The organism is Novosphingobium sp. BL-S-20, from assembly GCF_055521635.1.
Map to the genome: position 1 here is coordinate 2,792,785 of NZ_CM145494.1, position 19,095 is coordinate 2,811,879.

Here is a 19,095-nt window from a genome sequence, read left to right on the forward strand (position 1 = left end):
GCGCGTCGATGCCAGCCGAAACGGGAGGTATTGGATTGCGGCTCCCTCAGTTGGCCGCAGCAAGCCTCGGCGCGTTCTTGTCCTCGCCGCGCGCGCGGCGCGGGGCGGTGAGGACACGGTTCTTTCCAGCCTGCTTGGCGGCATAAAGCGCGCTGTCCGCCATGGCCACGACATCGCCTGCGCCGGTCGCCGTCTCCGGTACGGTGGCGATCCCGAAGGAGGCGCTGACTTGCGCACCATGCGCAGCCGAGAGCGCCTCCACCCGCTGGCGCAGCAATTCGGCCTTGGCGGCGGCATGTTCGAGGCTGCACTTGGGCATGATGACGAGCAGTTCCTCGCCGCCGTAGCGGGCGATCACATCCGAAGGCCGCAGTGTGCTGACAAGCTGCCCCGCCACGTCGCGCAGCACCGCATCGCCTTTGGCGTGACCGTGATCGTCATTGAGGCGCTTGAAGTTGTCGAGGTCGATCATCAGCACCGAGATCGACGTGCCGGTGCGCTGCGCAAGGTTGATGTAGCGCTCCAGCGCATCTTCCATGTAGCGCCGGTTGTAGAGGCCGGTCAGCGGATCGCGCAGCGACTGGGTCCGCAGCTTTTCGCGCAGGGCGATGTTGGCCAGCGCCAGCGAGATCGAATCCGCCAATGCCCGTGCGATCCGGGTGGCGTCCTGAAGCTGCTGGCGGGCATCGGCGGCCTCGCTGGCCAGCACGAGCAGTCCGAACACCTGTCCGCGTGCCATCATCGGCACTTCGATACTGGATGCCTTGCCGACAGCGTGCGGACAGCACAGCGAGCCGGTCTGGCCGCCGTTGATGACGCCGCCGTGGATCTGCCGATCGTTGACATGGGGCTTGCCGCGTTTGAGCGCCCAGCAGGTCTCTGGAAACAGCGTCGGGGCCGGGGCGAAGCCTTGCCTCTGGCTCCACGACTGGGCAAGGTCCAGCCGGTCGCGCGAATTGTTGAAAAGGTAGAGCGCGCCGTCGAAACCGGGAAGCAGGCGTCTGGCGCTGGCCATCAGGACGGCCCCTGCATCCTCCTTGTCGTCGGCAGCCTGGAGCATGTCGGTCATCGCGAAAAGCTCCTCGACTTGCGCACGTGCCGCCCCGGCCTGTGCGACCAGGGTGAGATGCCCGTCGAGTTCCGCAACCGCGCGCCGCCCGTAGCGAATGCCGATGGCCAGCGTGAACAGCGCCGTCACGGCAGCGATCCCCGCCAGAATGTGCGCCGGCATGCCTTCCGTGAGGAAGCTCGCGGCGGCACAGGCCAGACTCAAGCCCTGAACCGCGTGGACCGCCATCCGCCGCGCCATGGTCATCGCCTTGCCTCTCGTCGAGATGCCTGTCGACGACATGTCCGGCGATTGAATATTGTCGAGATTCTCCATCTGCACCCTGCTTCCGTCGGAACAGGCAAAGTATCCCCAGACAGCTAACGAACCGTAACAAACAGCATTAAGATAGAGTTATTATCGATTAAATTCAGGTAATTGCATCGATATTTGGGCTTGAATTGGTATGCTGGCAGGTTTGCTTTTACGCGCCTGCCACCCGCAGCGTCATGCGCGAGGAGCCATAAGGCACGACCAGTTCCGCAGCCCGCTTCCAGTCGCCGCGCAGCCAGCTATCGTATGATTCGGGCGGAAGGATCACCGGCATCGTGTCCCGTCCCTCGGCGCGCAGAGCGGCATTGGCCTCGCAGGTAAGCAAAGCGAAGCTGGGCACTTCGCTGTCCTTCCATACCCCTGCCATCGCGAAGATCGGCTGGTCAGCGGCGCCGAACCAGCACTGGCGGCGCTTGCCGTCGCGTGGGTCCACCTTGCCCCATTCCATGAAGGCACTGGCGGGGACGAGGCAGCGGAACTCGCTGTTGCGCAAGTTGCCGATCCAGAACGGGCTTTCCAGATTGCGCACGGTGAGGATGCCGTGGCGCCGTTCATCCCAGCCCTGCGGTGGTGGCGGCACGCCCCAGAGGCGGGGAATCATGCGGCGGGGCAGGCGCTTTTCCGGGCGCGGACCCGCCACGAATTCGCGCCCCATGGTGATGACCGGCGCAAAGCCGCCCGCCGAAACCGAGCCGCCGAGCCAGGGATCATCTCCCGCATCGAACCCGAAAGTACGGGCAACTTCGCGGGCGGGTGCATCGAGGCGATAGATCATCGGCATGTCTGTTCGAGGCCCTAGACGGCTGGAAAAGCCGCGTCTATCGTCCGCCCATCCCCGGGGAGCCTGTGCCGAGGGTTTTCGTTTTCGCGAAAGCCCGAAGGAAACAAATGGCTGAGAGGGGCAGGTCACGCTGCCCGACCCGTTGAACCTGAACCCGTTAACACGGGCGGAGGGAAGGGCGGGCCACAGGACTACTCTGTCGCGACCTTTCTTTCGTCCATAAGCCGAAGGAAAATCGCTTATGGCCGACATCAATTCCAAACTGGAAATCGGCGTTACTACCGGACCCATTCGCGGGTCGAAGAAGATTCACGTCGGCCCCTTGGGGGTCGCGATGCGGGAAATTCACCTTGAGCCGGGATCGGGCGAGGCACCGGTGCGCGTCTATGACACTTCCGGTCCTTACACCGATCCCAGCGTCACCATCGACATTGCCGCCGGCCTTGCCGCCAAGCGCCGCGAATGGATTCTCGCCCGCGGCGACGTGGAGGATTACGAGGCTCGCGCCGTGAAGCCGGAGGACAACGGCCAGCTCGGACCGGACCGTTCGGGCGGCGTCCCGGCGTTCCCCAACGTGGTGAAGCGTCCGCTGCGCGCCAAGCCCGGCATGAACGTCAGCCAGATGCACTATGCCCGGCGCGGGATCATCACGCCGGAGATGGAATACGTCGCCGAGCGCGAGAACCTCGGCCGCGCGATGCTGAAGGAATATGCGCGCGACGGGCAAGATTGGGGCGCGGCGATCCCCGACTACGTGACGCCCGAATTCGTGCGCGAGGAAGTGGCGCGCGGCCGGGCGATCATCCCCTCCAACATCAACCACCCCGAAAGCGAGCCGATGGCGATCGGCCGCAACTTCCTGGTCAAGATCAACGCCAATATCGGCAACTCCGCCGTCGCCTCGGACGTGGCGAGCGAGGTCGACAAGATGGTCTGGTCGATCCGCTGGGGCGCGGACACGGTGATGGACCTCTCCACCGGCCGCAACATTCACGACACCCGCGAATGGATCATCCGCAACTCGCCCGTGCCGATCGGCACCGTGCCGATCTATCAGGCGCTGGAAAAGGTCGGCGGCATTGCCGAGGATCTGACCTGGGAGGTGTTCCGCGATACGCTGATCGAACAGGCCGAGCAGGGCGTGGACTACTTCACGATCCATGCCGGCGTGCGCCTGCCCTTCGTGCCGCTGGCGGCCAAGCGCGTGACCGGCATCGTCAGCCGCGGCGGCTCGATCATGGCCAAGTGGTGCCTTGCCCATCACAAGGAATCGTTCCTCTACGAACGCTTCGACGAGATCACCGAGATCATGAAGGCCTATGACGTCGCCTACTCGCTGGGTGACGGCCTGCGCCCCGGCTCGATCGCGGACGCCAATGACGAGGCCCAGTTCGCCGAACTCTACACCCTCGGCGAACTCACGAAGCGCGCCTGGGCTGAGGACGTGCAGGTGATGATCGAGGGTCCGGGCCATGTGCCGATGCACAAGGTGAAGGAGAACATGGACAAGCAGCTTGAGGCTTGCGGCGAGGCGCCGTTCTATACCCTCGGGCCGCTCGTGACCGACATTGCGCCGGGCTACGACCATATCACCAGCGGCATCGGCGCGGCCATGATCGGCTGGTATGGCACGGCGATGCTCTGCTACGTCACGCCCAAGGAGCACCTTGGCCTGCCCGACCGTGACGACGTGAAAGTCGGCGTCGTCACCTACAAGCTGGCCGCCCATGCCGCCGATCTGGCCAAGGGGCACCTGGCCGCCAAAGTCCGCGACGATGCGCTGTCCCGCGCCCGCTTCGAGTTCCGTTGGCGCGACCAGTTCAACCTCAGCCTCGATCCCGACACCGCCGAGCAGTACCACGACCAGACGCTCCCGGCGGAAGGCGCAAAGTCCGCGCATTTCTGCTCGATGTGCGGGCCGAAGTTCTGTTCGATGAAGATTTCGCAGGAAGTGCGGGACTTCGCGGCCAGGCAGAACCAGCCGAGCACCGGCTTCATCGCCGCCGAGGAAGGCGGCAAATTGGCCATCCTCGAAGCCGAGGCGGGCATGGCCGAGATGAGCAAGGTGTTCAAGGAAACCGGCAGCGAACTTTACATGGGTTCGGGCGGCCGCGATCACGACTGACCCTGCAAGACGTCGTCCCGGAACCTATCCGGGGCGACGTCTTGCCCACCGCTGCCAATTCCCCTTCGCCAGAATCGATTGCGCTGATATCTTGCGCTTCCAACAGGAGGCTTCCTCGAATGTCCCGCAATTCCAATGGCGACTGGATGAAACTCGCCCACGACAGCTACTGGCTCTGGGCCGAGTCCATGATCGTCATGGGCATGCGCACCACCGACATGATGACCGGCCGGGGCAGCAACCGTGAAAACGTGCTCATGGTCACCGAAAAACTTCAGGCCAGCGCCGAACTGGCCATCAAACTCGCCACCGGCGGCCTCGCCTCTCCCGAAAAGACCGCACACAAGGCCGTCCGCCACTATCGCAAGCGCGTGACCGCAAACCGCCGCCGCCTCTCGCGGGCCAAGACCCGGTGAGCGCGAAAGGCTCCGGCGCGATCCATATCGGCATCGGCGGCTGGAGCTACGATCCCTGGCGCGAGACCTTCTATCCCAAGGGCGTCTCCAAGGCGCGCGAACTGGAATATGTCGGCCAGAACCTCACCGGCACCGAGATCAGCGCCACGTTCTATGGCCGCCAGAAACCGGCCAGCTTTTCCAAATGGCGCGATACGGTGCCGGACGGCTTCCGGTTCGCCGTCAAAGGCTCGCGCTACTGCACGAACCGCAAAAACCTTGCCGAAGCGGGCGAGAGCGTCGCCAATTTCGTCGAGCAGGGGATCGTCGAACTCGGCGACAGGCTGGGGCCGATAAACTGGCAACTGGCGGCCACCAAACGGTTCGATCCGGACGAAATCGCCGCTTTCCTCGCCCTGCTGCCCTCCAGCCATGAAGGCATCGCCCTGCGCCATGCCATCGAACCGCGTCACGAGAGCTTCGACGATCCCGCCTTCCGCGACCTCGTGGGCAAGGCAGGTGTCGCCGTCATCCTCGCCGACAGTTCGAAGTATCCGGCCTTCGAGGAAGCGGCCGAGGCAGGCCCGTTCCTCTACGCCCGCCTCCAGAATGCGCAGGCCGGGATCGAGCAGGGCTATCCCGACGCCGAACTCGACCTCTGGGCCGAACGCGCCCGGGCATGGGCGCATTCCGGGCGCGATACGTTCCTGTTCTTCATCAACGGCGCCAAGGAGCGGGCTCCGGCAGCCGCCATGGCACTGATCGCCAGGCTCGCGGATTCGTGATGCCCGGCTGACGTCGCCGCAGCGATGTCTCTGAATTTGAAAGGCACGTGAAAAAGGGGCCGCATCGCTGCGGCCCCTTCTCATTTCAGCTCATGCGAGCGCTGAAGGATCAGTCTTCCTTCAGGCCACTGATCGCGCTGCGATCAGTCTTCCTTCAGGAACGCCGGCATGTGGTCGGGATCGCCGCCACCGTTGTCGCCGCCGCGCGGACCACGGGGACCGCGATCGCCGCGGGGACCACGGTCGTTGCCGCCACGGCCGCCATCGCGACGCGGGCCACGACGGTCACCGCCGCGATCCTCGCGCGGACCACGATCGCCGCGCGGTTCGCGCGGTTCGCGGGCCGGACGGGTATCTTCCAGCTCGGCGCCGGTTTCCTGGTCGACGACGCGCATCGACAGGCGAACCTTGCCGCGCGGGTCGATCTCGAGGACCTTGACCTTGACTTCCTGGCCTTCCTTGACGACGTCGGTCGGCTTTTCGACACGCTCGTTCTTCATTTCGGAAACGTGGACGAGGCCGTCCTTGCCACCCATGAAGTTCACGAAAGCACCGAAGTCGACGATGTTGACGACCTTGCCGGTGTAGATCTTGCCGACTTCCGCTTCCTCGACGATGCCGAGGATCCACTTCTTGGCGGCTTCGATCTGCGCGATGTCGGAGGACGAGATCTTGATCACGCCTTCGTCGTCGATGTCGACCTTGGCGCCGGTTTCGGCGACGATCTCGCGGATCACCTTGCCGCCGGTGCCGATGACGTCACGGATCTTCGACTTGTCGATCTGGATCGTCTCGATGCGCGGTGCGTGGGCCGAAAGTTCGGTACGGGCCGAACCGAGGGCCTTGGTCATCTCACCCAGGATGTGGGCGCGGCCAGCCTTGGCCTGTTCCAGCGCCTTGGCCATGATCTCGCGCGTGATGCCCGCGATCTTGATGTCCATCTGCATCGTGGTGATACCGGCTTCGGTACCCGCGACCTTGAAGTCCATGTCGCCGAGGTGATCTTCGTCACCCAGGATGTCCGACAGGACGGCGAAGTCCTTGCCTTCCAGGATCAGGCCCATGGCGATGCCCGAGACCGGACGGACCAGCGGCACGCCGGCGTCCATCATCGACAGCGAACCGCCGCAGACGGTGGCCATCGAGGACGAACCGTTCGACTCGGTGATGTCCGAGAGAACGCGGATCGTGTAGGGGAAGTCTTCCTTCGAAGGCAGCACCGGGTGCAGCGCGCGCCATGCCAGCTTGCCGTGACCGACTTCGCGGCGGCCCGGAGCGCCGAAGCGGCCCACTTCGCCGACCGAGTAGGGCGGGAAGTTGTAGTGCAGCATGAACGACGAGTACGACAGGCCTTCGAGGCCGTCGATCATCTGTTCGGCGTCCTTGGTGCCCAGCGTGGTGGTGCAGATCGCCTGCGTTTCACCGCGGGTGAACAGCGAGGAACCGTGGGTGCGCGGCAGGAAGCCGACGATCGCCTCGATCGGGCGAACCTGCTCCAGCGTGCGGCCGTCGATGCGCTTGCCGTCCTTGAGGATGGCGCCGCGCACGATTTCCGCTTCCAGCTTCTTCATGGTCTTGATGGCGACCATCTGCGTCTGCGGAGTTTCGTCCGCGAAAGCTTCCTTGGCCTTGGCGCGCGCGGCGTTCAGGGCATTGGAGCGCTTCGACTTGTCGGTCAGCTTGTAGGCAGCGGTGACGTCCTTGCCGACGGCCTTCTTGAGCTTCGCCTTGATGTCGGCGGTGTTGTCCGACAGGTCGACGTCCCAAGGTTCCTTGGCAGCCTTTTCGGCGAGGTCGATGATGAGGTTGACGACCTTCTTGATCTCGTCATGCGCGAACACGACGGCACCAAGCATCTCTTCCTCGGTCAGCTCCTTGGCTTCCGATTCCACCATCATCACGGCATCGCCGGTGGCGGCGACGACGAGGTCCAGACGGCCATCGGTGAGAGCGGCGGTCTGCTTCGGGTTCAGCGTATATTCGCCGTCGACGAAGCCGACGCGCGCGGCGCCGATCGGGCCCATGAAGGGAACGCCCGAGATGGTCAGCGCAGCCGAAGCGGCGATCATCGCAACGATGTCGGCCTCGGTTTCGCCGTCAAAGCTCAGGACCTGGGCGATGACGTTGATTTCGTTGTAGAAACCTTCGGGGAACAGCGGACGGACCGGACGGTCGATCAGGCGGCTGGTCAGCGTTTCCTTTTCGGTGGCGCCGCGTTCACGCTTGAAGAAGCCACCCGGAATGCGGCCGGCGGCCGAAAACTTTTCCTGGTAGTGCACGGTCAGCGGGAAGAAGTCCTGGCCTTCCTTCACCGACTTGGCGGCGGTAACCGCGCAGAGCACGACCGTTTCGCCGTAGGTGGCGAGGACCGCACCGTCGGCCTGACGGGCCACGCGGCCGGTTTCGAGAGTGAGGGTCTTGCCGCCCCACTCCATGCTTACGGTTTTGACGTCGAACATAAGAGGTTTTCCTCAGCCCACCGGCCCTATTGCAACGGCGGGGTTTTCTGCCGGGTATGCCGTCCCGGTCCGGTGTGGAGCCGTTTTGGGCCCCTGGGTCTGCCGCCGGATTGCGGACGTACCCCTGATGCAAGAAGCGGCCCGCTAGGGGCCGCTTCCCGTTAAGTCTTACTTACGCAGACCCAGCTTCTGGATCAGTGCGTTGTACCGCGCGACGTCCTTCTTCTTCAGGTAGTCGAGCAGCGAGCGGCGCTTGTTGACCATGGCCAGCAGACCGCGACGCGAGTGGTTGTCCTTGTGGTGAGCCTTGAAGTGCTCGGTCAGGTTGCGGATGCGCTCGGTGAGGATCGCGACCTGAACTTCCGGGCTGCCCGTGTCGCCAGCGACGCGTGCGTTGTCCGAAATGATGTCCTGCTTCTTTTCAGCGGTAACCGACATAGTACTTTACTCCGCGACATCCGATAGGTTGAATCCCCTGACGACGCGGGCTTCTCCGCCCGAAAGCTCCATCAGCGCGACGGGAGTGATCCCTTCTCGCGCCCAGTAGAGCCCGTCTTCATGGGGCAGTTCGGTCAGAACGCGGCCCTGTCGGACCGCTCTTGCCTGCTCCGAACCGAGGTCGATGGCCGGGATGTCGTCCAGCCCCACCTCAAGTGGCAAGAGTATCTGTTCAAGCGCAGCGCCCTTGCCGATTTCGTTCAATTTGTCCAGCGAAATCGCCTGAGACAGGTCGAACGGACCGGCCTTCACGCGGCGCAGCATGGACACTGTTCCGCATGTTCCCAAGGCCTGTGCGATGTCGCGTGCAAGGGAACGGATGTAGGTGCCCTTGGAGACATAGGCCCGCAGGGTAGCGCCCTCTTCAGCATCGAATCGCTCAAGGCGCAGTTCGCGAACTGTCACGCTGCGCGACTTCAGTTCCACTTCCTGGCCGGCGCGCGCGAGGTCGTAGGCGCGCTCGCCATCGACCTTCAGCGCCGAGTAGATCGGCGGCACCTGCTCGATAGGCCCGGTGAAGCGCGGCAGCACCGCTTCCACTTCGGCCTGCGAGGGGCGCACGTCGCTGGTGGCGATGACCTTGCCCTCAAGGTCCAGCGTGTCGGTTTCCTCGCCGAAACGCACGGTGAACTCGTAAATCTTGCTGGCATCGAGCATCCGCCCGGTCAGCTTGGTCGCCTCGCCCAGCGCGACGGGCAGGATGCCGGTGGCCAGCGGGTCGAGCGTGCCGCCATGGCCGACCTTCACCTTCTTGCCATAGCCCGCCTCGCGCAGATTGCGCTTCACGGCGGCGACCGCCTGCGTGGAGCCAAGGCCGAGCGGCTTGTCGAGGATGATCCAGCCATGAGGCGCCGGGCGGGTTGCGGGAGCGGAAGTCATGCCCTCCCCAAGTCGCACGGGCCGGGTTTGTCAACGCCTGCCGAAAGTCAGACGCCCGCCACGAACTGGGCCAGCGCGAAATAATGCCCCGTCGCCCACATGACCGGCGGCGCGACCAGCCTGCCGACGATGCCCCACTGCGGGAAGAAGTAAGGCACCACCAGCAGCAGCACGATCAGCAGCGGAAATCCGTAAGGGCGCAGCCGCGCATAACCCTCGGCAAGGCCGCGCGGCAGCAGGCCTTCGACGATATGCGAGCCGTCGAACGGCGGAATCGGCAGCAGATTGAACAGCGCGAGGAACACGTTGATCATGATGAAATTGCTGAAGTTCTTGGCGATGAATTCCAGCACCGCGCTGTCCGCCGAGCCGGCGAACCGGATCAGCAGCCCCAGCAGCACCGCACCGATCGCCGCCAGCACGAGGTTGGACCCCGGCCCTGCCGCCGCCACGACCATCATCCCCCGGCGCGGATCGCGCAGGCGCCAGCGGTTGACCGGCACCGGCTTGGCCCAACCGAAGATCGGCGCGCCCGCCAGTGCGAGGGAGCCGGGCAGGATGACCGTCCCGAACGGATCGACGTGCCGCAAGGGATTGAGCGAGAGGCGCCGCTGTTCCTGCGCGGTCGGATCGCCCAGCGCCAGCGCGGTCCAGCCATGCGAGACCTCGTGGAAGACGATGGCGAGGATCAGGGGAACGATGAGCGCCGCAGCGTCCAGCAGGGTCTGGTTCATGCTGGTGATCTAGGTGTGCGGGAGCCGGTGCGCAATGCGCTCACCCTTCCATGGCTTCCCCAAAGTGCTTGCGGCAGAGCGCAACATAGCGGTCGTTGCCGCCGATCTCGGTCTGCGCGCCCTCGCGCACCGCCGCGCCGGTCGCATCGACGCGCAAGTTCATCGTCGCCTTGCGGCCGCAGTGGCACACCGCTTTCAGCTCGATCAGCGCATCGGCGATACCCAGCAGCACTGCCGATCCGGGGAACAGCTCGCCCCGGAAATCGGTGCGCAGGCCATAGCAGAGCACGGGAATGTTCTCGCGGTCGGCGACATGGGCACATTGCCAGGCCTGCTCCGGGGTGAGGAACTGCGCCTCGTCCACCAGCACGCAGGACAGCGGCTCCACCGCGTGAACCGCGCGGACCTGCGCGACGAGATCGGTATCGCCCCGAAAGCGATGCGCCTGGGCATGAAGGCCGATGCGGCTCTCGATCGCGAAATCCTCGCCGCGTTCGCCGCCGCGATCGTCGATCCCGGCGGTCCACAGCATCGTGCGCATGCCCCGCTCGTGATAGTTGAAGTTCGCCTGAAGCAAAGTCGCCGACTTCCCGGCATTCATGCTGGCATAGTAGAAATAGAGTTTAGCCATCGTTGCTGGGGATAACACGCCCCATGCCGCCCCGCACCGCGCTTGCGGCGATTGTCCCCGCTTGAATGAAACCGCGCACCGCTATCTAATCCCGGCGACCAGACGAGGCAGGTCCGGGAGAGCTAAACGGGGAGTTCGGCATGAAGAGGTGGATCGCCGTCGCCGTGATCGTCACGCTGGCCGGGCTGGTTTCCGGCTACATCATCGATGCCCCGCTTGCATCTGCCGCCGCCGGTTCCTGGCGAGAGAAGGCCGTTTTCCTCGATGGCGGCGCGGCCAGCCTCGTCGCGATCCTGGGGTACAAGGGCGCGGTTGCCGGACCGTTGGTGCTGGGCGCCCTGCTCTGCCTGCTGGTGCTGACGCTTCCCTGGCGCCTCGGCCATGGGCAACGGCTCGCTCCCCAGCCCGGCCCCGTCTGGCGGCCGGAACCTCTTGGCGAGGAACACCGCATCGGCATCGCCCAGACTGCCGACAGGCAGCCTCCACCGCGACCTGTCGTGCTTGTCCGCAAGCCGCGCATCCGCAGTCGCGACTGGTTCGGCGATGCCAGCTGGCTGGGCGGCCTGCCCAGGCTGGGCGAACAGCCCTGGCCCCGCGACCGCGACGGCACCCCCTTGCCTTTCGCCGCGCAGATCGACTTTGCGGAAATCGCCGCGGCCTGTCCCGAGGCCCCGCTTCCCCGCACTGGCTCTCTTGCGTTCTTTCTCGGGGCGGGCGCGGTAATCCCGGTGCCTGCCGGACAGCAGGAATTCAGCAGCCCGCCCGAAGACTTCGCCCATGACTTCTTCCCGTTCTGGCCTGTCGATCCGCTCGCCGTCGACCTGCCCGTTCGCGACGAACCGGGAAGCGAGGACGACGACGACACGGTGCTGAACTGGCTGGCACGGCGATATCCCCTACGCGACGGGACGCTAACCGCCGCCGAGCCGGTCGAGCGCATCTGGTGGCACTCTGCGATCCACCTTGCGGAATGCTATCGCGCCGCGCTCCACGAAGCCTCCCGGCAGACGAGCCGGCGCAGATCGCGGGCAAGCGATGCGCGCGAAGACCTGGAACTGCTCGGCGCCGACCCTGCTGCCACGCCCCTGCTGCTCGAAACCGCGCAACGCGCGCTCGACCGCCAGGATGCGCGGCTGCGCGAACACGAGGCCCAGCGGGCATCCCTGGCCGAGGTTTCCCAAGCCATGGACCACTTCACCGAGCACCGCGATCCCTGGACACCGCTGACAGGCGAGGAATTCGCCGTGCTGCGCGACGTGCTCGCCCTTGTCGGCCGGGACAGCGCCGACTTGGTCTGGCGCCATGCGCCGCGAGACCTGCCCGAACTGGCCACTTTCACCCTGCGCGCCATGATTTCCGGCCCGCCGGCGGCTCTGGCACAGATCAGCGATGCGGAACTGGCCCGCATCAACGCCGGATACCGGCTTGCAGGGCGGCACCAACACGCCCTGTTCGAACGGCAGGGCTCTTCGTCACCACGCAAGAAGCATGACGGCGAGGTGCAACTCCTGCAACTCGCCCATGACGACATGATGGAATGGAACTGGAACGGACTCTACCGGTTCCGGATCGGTGCAGCCGATCTGGAGACAGGCCGCTGGGACCGCGTCAGCCTGACGTTCGCGCCAGGCTGACCGCGAAAGCCCTCAGCTCTCTTCGAGATCCCGCTTCACACGGGGATCGTTGAGCAGGGCATCGATGCGGCTCGCCTCGTCGAACGTCTCATCGGGGCGGAACCGGATTCTGGCAGCGTTCTTCAGCTTGAGCCGCTGCGCGACTTCGCGCTGGAAGAAGGCCGTGTGGGTGCGCAGCGCCTTGAGCACGACTTCCTCGTCCTCGCCCAGAAGCGGCTTCACATAGACCGTAGCTATGCGCAGATCGGGCGTCATGCGCACTTCGGTGACGGACACGGAATGCGCGCTCAGCGTGGCATCGTGGACCTGCTGGCGTGTGAGGATTTCCGAAAGGACGTGACGCACCTGTTCACCCACCTTCAGGAGGCGGACGGAGTGCTGCTCGGGCGTGACTTGCTGGCGTACCATGGCTTTGTCCCATGTGGGCGGATCACGACAATTTGCAACAATTGATTACGGCCCCGGAGCCTCTTTCTGTGGTTTCAGCTCCCGGAACGAGACAGCAACAGGTCTATCAAGGAGCCCGAGAATGAACAAGTTCACTGCCGCCCTGCTCGCCGCCGCCCTGCTGGCGCCGACCGGCGCTGCCCCCGCCATGGCAGCACCGGGTCATGGCCAGCCCCCGGTCCAGGCCCAGGCCCGGCAACAGGAGAAAGGCCAGCACCAGTTCCGCAAGGGCGAGAAGTTCGACCGTAGCCGCGCATCCCACTACCAGGTCATCGACTATCGCAAGTACCGCAACGTCAAGGCCCCGCCGAAAGGCTATCGCTACGTCCGCTCGGGCAACGACCTGCTGCTCGTCGGGCTGACCAGCGGCGTCGTGGCCGCCGTGACGTCCGGCATGTTCCGCTGATCCTGCCCGCGTTGCAATGGGGGCGCCTGATCCGGCGTCCCCGTTTGCCTCACATCTTCGTGACGATCCGTGCCAGCGACCGGACGTTCCGCGCCGCACCGCGACAGGCCAGGCGCTTCTCGATGAAGTCCATCGTCAGCAGGCTTTCGCCCATCGGCCCTCCGAAATCGACGAACAGACAGCGGTCGCCAAGCGCAAGCCGCTCCGCGCCGATGCTGCCGTGATCACCCATGAGGCGCCCGAACTGCTGCTTCGTCGGCTGACGCTCAAGCAGGACGGTATGGACGAACGTATCCTCGCTGCCCACGAACGGGTTTTCCTCCACCGCCGCGCGGATTTCGGCGAGATTACGGACCGCGACAAACGTGGTCATGTCGAAGCGGTCGCGCATGAGGTAGGCCAGCAGGTCCTCCAGCCCATCGGTCGGACGATCTTCGTAATCGAACAGGACATTGCCGCTGGAGATCACCGTCTCGGCATTCTCCAGTTCCTCGCGTTCGAAAGCATAGCGCAAGTCCGCCATCGACAGGCGGTCTCCACGAACGGTGAGGGATTCGAAAAAGGCGCAGTAGCGGGTCATCGCAGTGTCATCAGTCCTATTGGCAGCAGCATCGTCACACAGGTAAGCGCGCCCAGACAGCCACATCCGATGCGCGTCACCGCTCCATCGACAAGGGCATTCCCGAAGGCTCTGCCTATCCGATAACGCCTCCCGAAACGACGGCGGCCACCGCCGGGCTTGTCGCCCGACGATGGCCGCTCTTGAGCTTTCGGCCGGCGCCCGCGCGAAACGGGCACCGTCTATCAGCCGACGGTACGCTCGCGGTGGCTGACTTCGAACACTTCGAGGTGGTCGCCCGCCTTGATGTCGTTCGTGTCGGCCAGCACGACACCGCATTCCAGACCGGCGCGCACTTCGTCCACGTCGTCCTTGAAGCGGCGCAGCGAGGAGATCGTCGTGGCCGAAACGATGACGTCGTTGCGGGTAAGACGCGCGCTGAGACCCTTGCGGATATAGCCCTCGACCACCAGCAGACCTGCCGCCTTGTCGCGCTTGCCGGCCGGGAAGACCTGCTTGACTTCGGCGCGGCCGACGACGGTTTCGATCCGTTCGGGGCCCCAGATGCCGGCCATCTGCTTGGCGACTTCGGCGGTCAGTTCGTAGATGATGTCGTAATACATCATCGGCGTCTTGGTCTTCGCGATCATTTCGCGCGCCTTGGCGTTCGGACGGACGTTGAAGCCGACGATCGGCGCACCCGAAGCCGAGGCCAGAGCCACATCGGTTTCGGTGATGGCACCGACGCCCGACTGCAGGATGCGAACCTTGATCTCGTCGTTCGAGAGGTTGTTGAGCGCGGCGTTGATCGCCTCGACCGAACCCTGAACGTCCGCCTTGATCACCACCGGATACTCGATGATGTTCTGCTTGGCAGCCAGCGCCGAGAACATCGTATCGATGTTGGCGGGCGCGGTTGCCGTGCGCTTGGCGGTCGCCTGTTCCTGACGGTAGGACGAAACCTCGCGGGCACGCTGTTCGCTCTCGACAACGGTCAGCTTGTCACCGGCCATCGGCACACCGCCGATACCCAGGACTTCCACCGGCATCGAGGGCGGTGCAGCCTTCACCTGACGGCCCTTGTCGTCGAGCATGGCGCGCACGCGGCCGCTTTCGGTGCCGACGACGAGGATGTCGCCGACCTTCAGGGTGCCGCGGTTGACCAGCACGGTCGCCAGCGGGCCCTTGCCCTTGTCGAGCTTGGCTTCGATCACGGTCGCCTCGGCCTCGCGGTCGGGGTTGGCCTTCAGTTCCATCAGTTCGGCCTGAAGCAGGATCTTCTCGATCAGTTCGTCCAGACCGAAGCCGGTCTTGGCCGAGACTTCCACGTCCTGCACGTCGCCCGACATGGCCTCGACGACGATCTCATGCTCCAGCAGACGCTCACGGACGCGCTGGGCGTTGGCCTCGTGCTTGTCGATCTTGTTGATCGCCACGATCATCGGCACGCCAGCAGCCTTGGTGTGATTGATGGCCTCGATCGTCTGCGGCATGATGCCGTCGTCGGCGGCGACCACCAGGATCACGATGTCGGTCACATTGGCGCCGCGCATACGCATCTGCGTGAAGGCGGCGTGGCCCGGCGTATCAAGGAAGGTGACGAGATCGCCGCCCTTGGTCTTGATCTGGTAGGCGCCCATGTGCTGCGTGATGCCGCCGGCTTCGCCCTTCACCACGTCGGTGCCGCGCAGGGCATCGAGCAGCGAGGTCTTGCCGTGGTCGACGTGGCCCATGATGGCGACGACCGGGGGACGCGACTTCAGGGTTTCGGGTGCATCGACGTCGGTCGAGGTGTCGATGTCGACGTCGCTTTCCGAAACGCGCTGGATATTGTGGCCGAATTCGGTGACGAGCAGTTCGGCGGTATCCTGGTCGATCGTCTGGTTGACGGTGACCATCATGCCCATCTTGAACATCGCCTTCACCAGGTCGGCGCCCTTTTCGGCCATGCGGTTCGCCAGTTCCTGGACGGTGATCGCCTCGGGGACGATCACGTCGCGGACCTGCTTCTCGCGCTGCTGCGACTGGCCGCCGAAGTGGGCACGGCGTTCCTTTTCGCGGGCGCGCTTCAGCGCGGCGAGCGAACGGGCGCGGGCGCCCTCGTCGTCGTTCAGCGCACGGTTGACCGTGAGCTTGCCAGACTGGCGGCGATCTCCACCCTTGCGGTCACGCTCGGGCGTGCTGCGCGGCGGCGGAGCACTGGTCTTCTTGACGCCGGCCGGTGCCTTGGGCGCGGAAGAGCCGCCGGTATTGGCCGACGTTGCAGTGCTAGCAGCAGCCGGAGCCGCGGTCGAAGCCGCAGCTACCGGAGCGGGAGCCTCGGGCTTGCGCACCGGCTGAGGACGGGCGACCGGGGTGAAACGGCGCGGCGCAGGCGCCGGAGCGGCCACGGCAGGCGCCTTGGCGGCAGGAGCCTCGGCTGCGGGAGCCTCGACAGCGGGTGCGGGCGTTTCGGCGGGTGCCGGAGCTTCCGGAGCAGCGGCCTCGACAGGTGCTTCAGCAGGCGCTTCCGGGGCTGCAGGAGCTTCCTGGGCCGCCTTAGCTTCAGCCGCACGAGCGGCTTCTTCTTCTACGCGCTTGCTTTCCTGGGCACGATTTTCCTCGGCGCGGCGCTTCTCTTCCTCGAGAGCGCGCACCTTTTCCTTGTGCTCACGGCGATTCGCTTCTTCAAGCGCGGCGAGTCGGGCTTCCTCGGCCTCGCGCTGAAGACGGGCGACTCGCTCCTGCGGCGTCTCGTTCGAGGGAATCGGACGGCGCGCCGGAGCAGGTGCTGCCGGCGGCGGCGGTGCCGCGCGCTGCGGAGCAGGCTGCGGTGCAGCCGCCTGCGGTGCGGGCGCCTGCGGAGCCGGGGCGGCCTCGACGGCGCCTTCCGAACCGGGCTTGCCGAGCACCTTGCGGCGCTTCACTTCGACCACCACCTTGTTGGTGCGGCCGTGGCTGAAGGTCTGCTTGACCTCACCGGCTTCCACGGAACGCTTAAGCCCCAATGGCTTGCGGCCCAGGGTCGGTTTGTTGTCGGTCTCGCTCATATCTCTCGTCGTGCCCTTCGATCTCAATTCGTCGCCGCCGGCGCAGCGCGATGCGCCGGTCCGGTGCCACCATCCATACCGTCCCCGTCCGCCTCGGCGCGGGGCTGCCCCTGGAAATGCAGAAGGCGCTGCAGTTGCGCCGCGACTCGTTGAGCCGCTCCGCGATCGTTCAGCGCCAAGTGAACGACGTTGTCGCGGCCCAATGCCACAGACAGCGTCTCTCGGTCCAGAGGCAAGCGTATGCCCTTGAGACCGCTTCCTTCCGCCTCGCTCCCGACTCTCCAGGCCTGGTCGAGCTTGCGCGAGCCGTCTTCGCTCGCATCGGCGGCATGGGCAAGCCATGTGACCCGGCCCTCACGCGCGTTCTGCGCGATCCGGTCGGACCCCATGAGGAGCTTGCCCGATTTCAGTTCGAGGCCCAGCCGATCGGTCAGTGCGCGGATCAGCGCCTGTTCGATCCTGTCGGCAAGGTCTTCGGGGATCGTGAGCGCAGCGCCTTTATAGGCGCGCGCCAGTGCCCCCTTTAGTTTGCCCTTATCGAGCGAAATTTCAAGGTCCGAACGGGAAACGCCGATCCACGCGCCGCGCCCGGGGGCACGCGCGTGGATATCGGGAAGGACCAATCCGTCCGGCGAAATCGCCAGACGGATGTAGTCTTCACGCGCACCGATCTCTCCGGAGAGGATGCATTTCCTCTCCGGCCCGGTGCCGTCGATGTCGGAGCTTACGCGCTCATTGCGAGGATTCCGCATCGGCGGCCTCCTCGGTTGCCGGTTCGTCTTCGAACCAGTGGGCGCGGGCTGCCATGATGATTTCGTTACCCTGTTCTTCGTTCAGGCCGTACTCGCCGAGCACGCCGCCCTTGTCTTCGTCACGCGCACGGCGGTTCACCGAACCGTCGCGGCGACGCTGTTCCGAACGCTTCTTGGCGATCAGTTCGTCGGTGGCCAGATCGGCCAGGTCGTCGAGCGTCTTGATGCCGGCCTTGCCGAGAACCACCAGCATCGCCTCGTTGAGGTGCGGCAGTTCGGCCAGGGCATCTTCCACGCCAAGGGCGCGGCGCTCTTCGCGGCTGGCCTCTTCGCGGCGATCCAGCGCTTCCTGGGCGCGGCTCTGGAGTTCCTCGGCGAGTTCCTCGTCGAAGCCCTCGATCGCGGCCAGTTCGTTCAGCTCGATGTAGGCGACTTCCTCCAGCTCGGTGAAGCCTTCGGCCACCAGCAGCTGCGAAAGGGTCTCGTCGACGTCCAGCTCTTCCTCGAACATCTTCGAGCGCTCGGTGAATTCCTTCTGGCGCTTCTCCGAGGACTCGGCCTCGGTCATGATGTCGATCTGCGAAGCGGTCAGCTGCGAGGCGAGACGCACGTTCTGGCCGCGGCGACCGATCGCCAGCGAAAGCTGGTCATCGGGCACGACGACTTCGATGCGGCTCTCTTCCTCGTCGATGACGACGCGGCTGACGGTCGCGGGCTGGAGCGCGTTGACCACGAAGGTCGCGGTGTCTTCGCTCCAGGGGATGATGTCGATCTTCTCGCCCTGCAGTTCCTGCACGACGGCCTGAACGCGGCTGCCCTTCATGCCGACGCAGGCGCCGACCGGGTCGATCGAGTGATCGTTGCTGATCACGCCGATCTTGGCGCGCGAACCCGGATCGCGGGCAGCAGCCTTGATCTCGATCACGCCGTCGTAGATTTCGGGCACTTCCTGCGCGAAGAGCTTCTTCATGAAGTCCGGGTGGGCGCGGGAAAGGAAGATCTGCGGGCCGCGGTTCTGGCGCTCGACGCGCAGAACCAGCGCGCGGACGCGCTCGCCGACGCGAGCGGCTTCGCGGGGAATCTGCTGGTCGCGGCGGATCACGCCCTCGGCGCGGCCGAGGTTGACGATCACGTGGCCGAACTCGACCGACTTGATCACGCCGGTGATGACTTCACCTGCGCGGTCCTTGAATTCTTCATACTGACGGTCGCGCTCGGCGTCGCGGACCTTCTGGAAGATCACCTGCTTGGCCGACTGCGCGTCGATGCGGCCGAGGTCCACCGGGGGCAGCGGATCGACGATGAAGTCGCCGAGCTGCGCGCCCTTCTGGAGCTTTTCGGCCTGCTTGAGATCGACCTGCTTGAAGTAGTCCTCGACATGCTCGACCACTTCGACGACGCGCCACAGGCGAAGGTCGCCAGTGCGCGGATCGAGCTTGGCGCGAATGTCGTTTTCCGCACCGTAGCGGTTGCGGGCCGACTTCTGGATCGCTTCTTCCATCGCCTCGATGACGATCGACTTGTCGATCATCTTCTCCGACGCGACGGAGTTCGCGATCGCGAGCAGCTCGGCGCGGTTGGCGGAAATCGCACTGGCCAT

17 protein-coding genes are annotated in these 19,095 nt (G+C 65.2%); 5 read left to right on the top strand and 12 right to left on the bottom strand.

Annotation, left to right across the window (positions count from 1 at the left end; translation table 11 throughout):
- Positions 1-46: 46 nt before the first annotated feature.
- Positions 47-1,351, bottom strand: coding sequence for a sensor domain-containing diguanylate cyclase (locus ACZ1II_RS20775; RefSeq protein ID WP_465145470.1), 1,305 nt, complete (start codon positions 1,349-1,351; stop codon positions 47-49).
- Positions 1,352-1,532: 181 nt separating this feature from the next.
- Positions 1,533-2,162, bottom strand: coding sequence for an SOS response-associated peptidase family protein (locus ACZ1II_RS20780; protein ID WP_465145471.1), 630 nt, complete (start codon positions 2,160-2,162; stop codon positions 1,533-1,535).
- 241 nt (positions 2,163-2,403) lie between these two features.
- Here ACZ1II_RS20780 and thiC point away from each other — a divergent pair, with 241 nt between their 5' ends.
- The 3 genes from thiC to ACZ1II_RS20795 all read left to right on the top strand — a co-directional run bounded on the left by thiC (position 2,404) and on the right by ACZ1II_RS20795 (position 5,467).
- Positions 2,404-4,287 (top strand): phosphomethylpyrimidine synthase ThiC, encoded by a 1,884-nt coding sequence (thiC, locus tag ACZ1II_RS20785; RefSeq protein WP_465145472.1) that lies wholly within the window; start codon positions 2,404-2,406, stop codon positions 4,285-4,287.
- A 119-nt stretch (positions 4,288-4,406) separates the two neighbouring features.
- Positions 4,407-4,703 (top strand): hypothetical protein, encoded by a 297-nt coding sequence (locus tag ACZ1II_RS20790; protein ID WP_465145473.1) that lies wholly within the window; start codon positions 4,407-4,409, stop codon positions 4,701-4,703.
- Positions 4,700-5,467, top strand: a complete 768-nt coding sequence (locus ACZ1II_RS20795; RefSeq protein WP_465145474.1) for a DUF72 domain-containing protein — start codon at positions 4,700-4,702, stop codon at positions 5,465-5,467. Before ACZ1II_RS20790 ends, ACZ1II_RS20795 begins: the two co-directional genes overlap by 4 nt.
- Positions 5,468-5,610: 143 nt before the next feature.
- Here ACZ1II_RS20795 and pnp read toward each other — a convergent pair whose 3' ends face one another.
- From pnp to ACZ1II_RS20820, 5 genes are all read right to left on the bottom strand, one after another.
- Positions 5,611-7,926 (bottom strand): polyribonucleotide nucleotidyltransferase, encoded by a 2,316-nt coding sequence (pnp, locus tag ACZ1II_RS20800; RefSeq protein ID WP_465145475.1) that lies wholly within the window; start codon positions 7,924-7,926, stop codon positions 5,611-5,613.
- Between the two features lie 168 nt (positions 7,927-8,094).
- On the bottom strand, positions 8,095-8,364 hold the full coding sequence (gene rpsO, locus ACZ1II_RS20805; RefSeq protein WP_021232261.1) for a 30S ribosomal protein S15: 270 nt from the start codon (positions 8,362-8,364) through the stop codon (positions 8,095-8,097).
- A 6-nt stretch (positions 8,365-8,370) separates the two neighbouring features.
- Positions 8,371-9,303 (bottom strand): tRNA pseudouridine(55) synthase TruB, encoded by a 933-nt coding sequence (truB, locus tag ACZ1II_RS20810; protein WP_465145476.1) that lies wholly within the window; start codon positions 9,301-9,303, stop codon positions 8,371-8,373.
- Positions 9,304-9,350: 47 nt separating this feature from the next.
- A complete protein-coding gene (locus ACZ1II_RS20815; protein WP_465145477.1) occupies positions 9,351-10,037 on the bottom strand; it encodes a site-2 protease family protein in 687 nt (228 codons plus the stop codon).
- A 40-nt stretch (positions 10,038-10,077) separates the two neighbouring features.
- Entirely contained in the window at positions 10,078-10,668 is a 591-nt protein-coding gene (locus ACZ1II_RS20820) for a thymidine kinase (RefSeq protein ID WP_465145478.1), read from the bottom strand.
- A 140-nt stretch (positions 10,669-10,808) separates the two neighbouring features.
- Between ACZ1II_RS20820 and ACZ1II_RS20825 the strand changes: the two genes are divergently transcribed.
- A complete protein-coding gene (locus ACZ1II_RS20825; RefSeq protein WP_465145479.1) occupies positions 10,809-12,302 on the top strand; it encodes a DUF1963 domain-containing protein in 1,494 nt (497 codons plus the stop codon).
- Positions 12,303-12,314: 12 nt separating this feature from the next.
- On the opposite strand, the gene rbfA is transcribed toward ACZ1II_RS20825, so the two are convergent.
- Positions 12,315-12,710, bottom strand: coding sequence for a 30S ribosome-binding factor RbfA (gene rbfA / locus ACZ1II_RS20830; protein ID WP_465145480.1), 396 nt, complete (start codon positions 12,708-12,710; stop codon positions 12,315-12,317).
- 121 nt (positions 12,711-12,831) lie between these two features.
- On the opposite strand from rbfA, the gene ACZ1II_RS20835 reads away from it, so the two are divergent.
- Positions 12,832-13,155: an RcnB family protein gene (locus tag ACZ1II_RS20835; protein ID WP_465145481.1), complete on the top strand. Its 324-nt coding sequence runs from the start codon at positions 12,832-12,834 to the stop codon at positions 13,153-13,155.
- Between the two features lie 49 nt (positions 13,156-13,204).
- On the opposite strand, the gene ACZ1II_RS20840 is transcribed toward ACZ1II_RS20835, so the two are convergent.
- From ACZ1II_RS20840 to nusA, 4 genes are all read right to left on the bottom strand, one after another.
- Positions 13,205-13,735 carry a DUF1697 domain-containing protein gene (locus ACZ1II_RS20840; RefSeq protein WP_465145482.1) on the bottom strand — a complete coding sequence of 177 codons (531 nt, stop codon included), beginning with the start codon at positions 13,733-13,735 and terminating at the stop codon, positions 13,205-13,207.
- A 224-nt stretch (positions 13,736-13,959) separates the two neighbouring features.
- Positions 13,960-16,743 (bottom strand): translation initiation factor IF-2, encoded by a 2,784-nt coding sequence (infB, locus tag ACZ1II_RS20845; RefSeq protein ID WP_465145483.1) that lies wholly within the window; start codon positions 16,741-16,743, stop codon positions 13,960-13,962.
- Positions 16,744-16,766: 23 nt separating this feature from the next.
- Positions 16,767-17,495, bottom strand: coding sequence for a DUF448 domain-containing protein (locus tag ACZ1II_RS20850; protein ID WP_465145484.1), 729 nt, complete (start codon positions 17,493-17,495; stop codon positions 16,767-16,769).
- On the bottom strand, positions 17,476-19,095 hold the full coding sequence (gene nusA / locus ACZ1II_RS20855; RefSeq protein WP_465145485.1) for a transcription termination factor NusA: 1,620 nt from the start codon (positions 19,093-19,095) through the stop codon (positions 17,476-17,478). The genes ACZ1II_RS20850 and nusA overlap by 20 nt, the downstream gene beginning before the upstream one ends.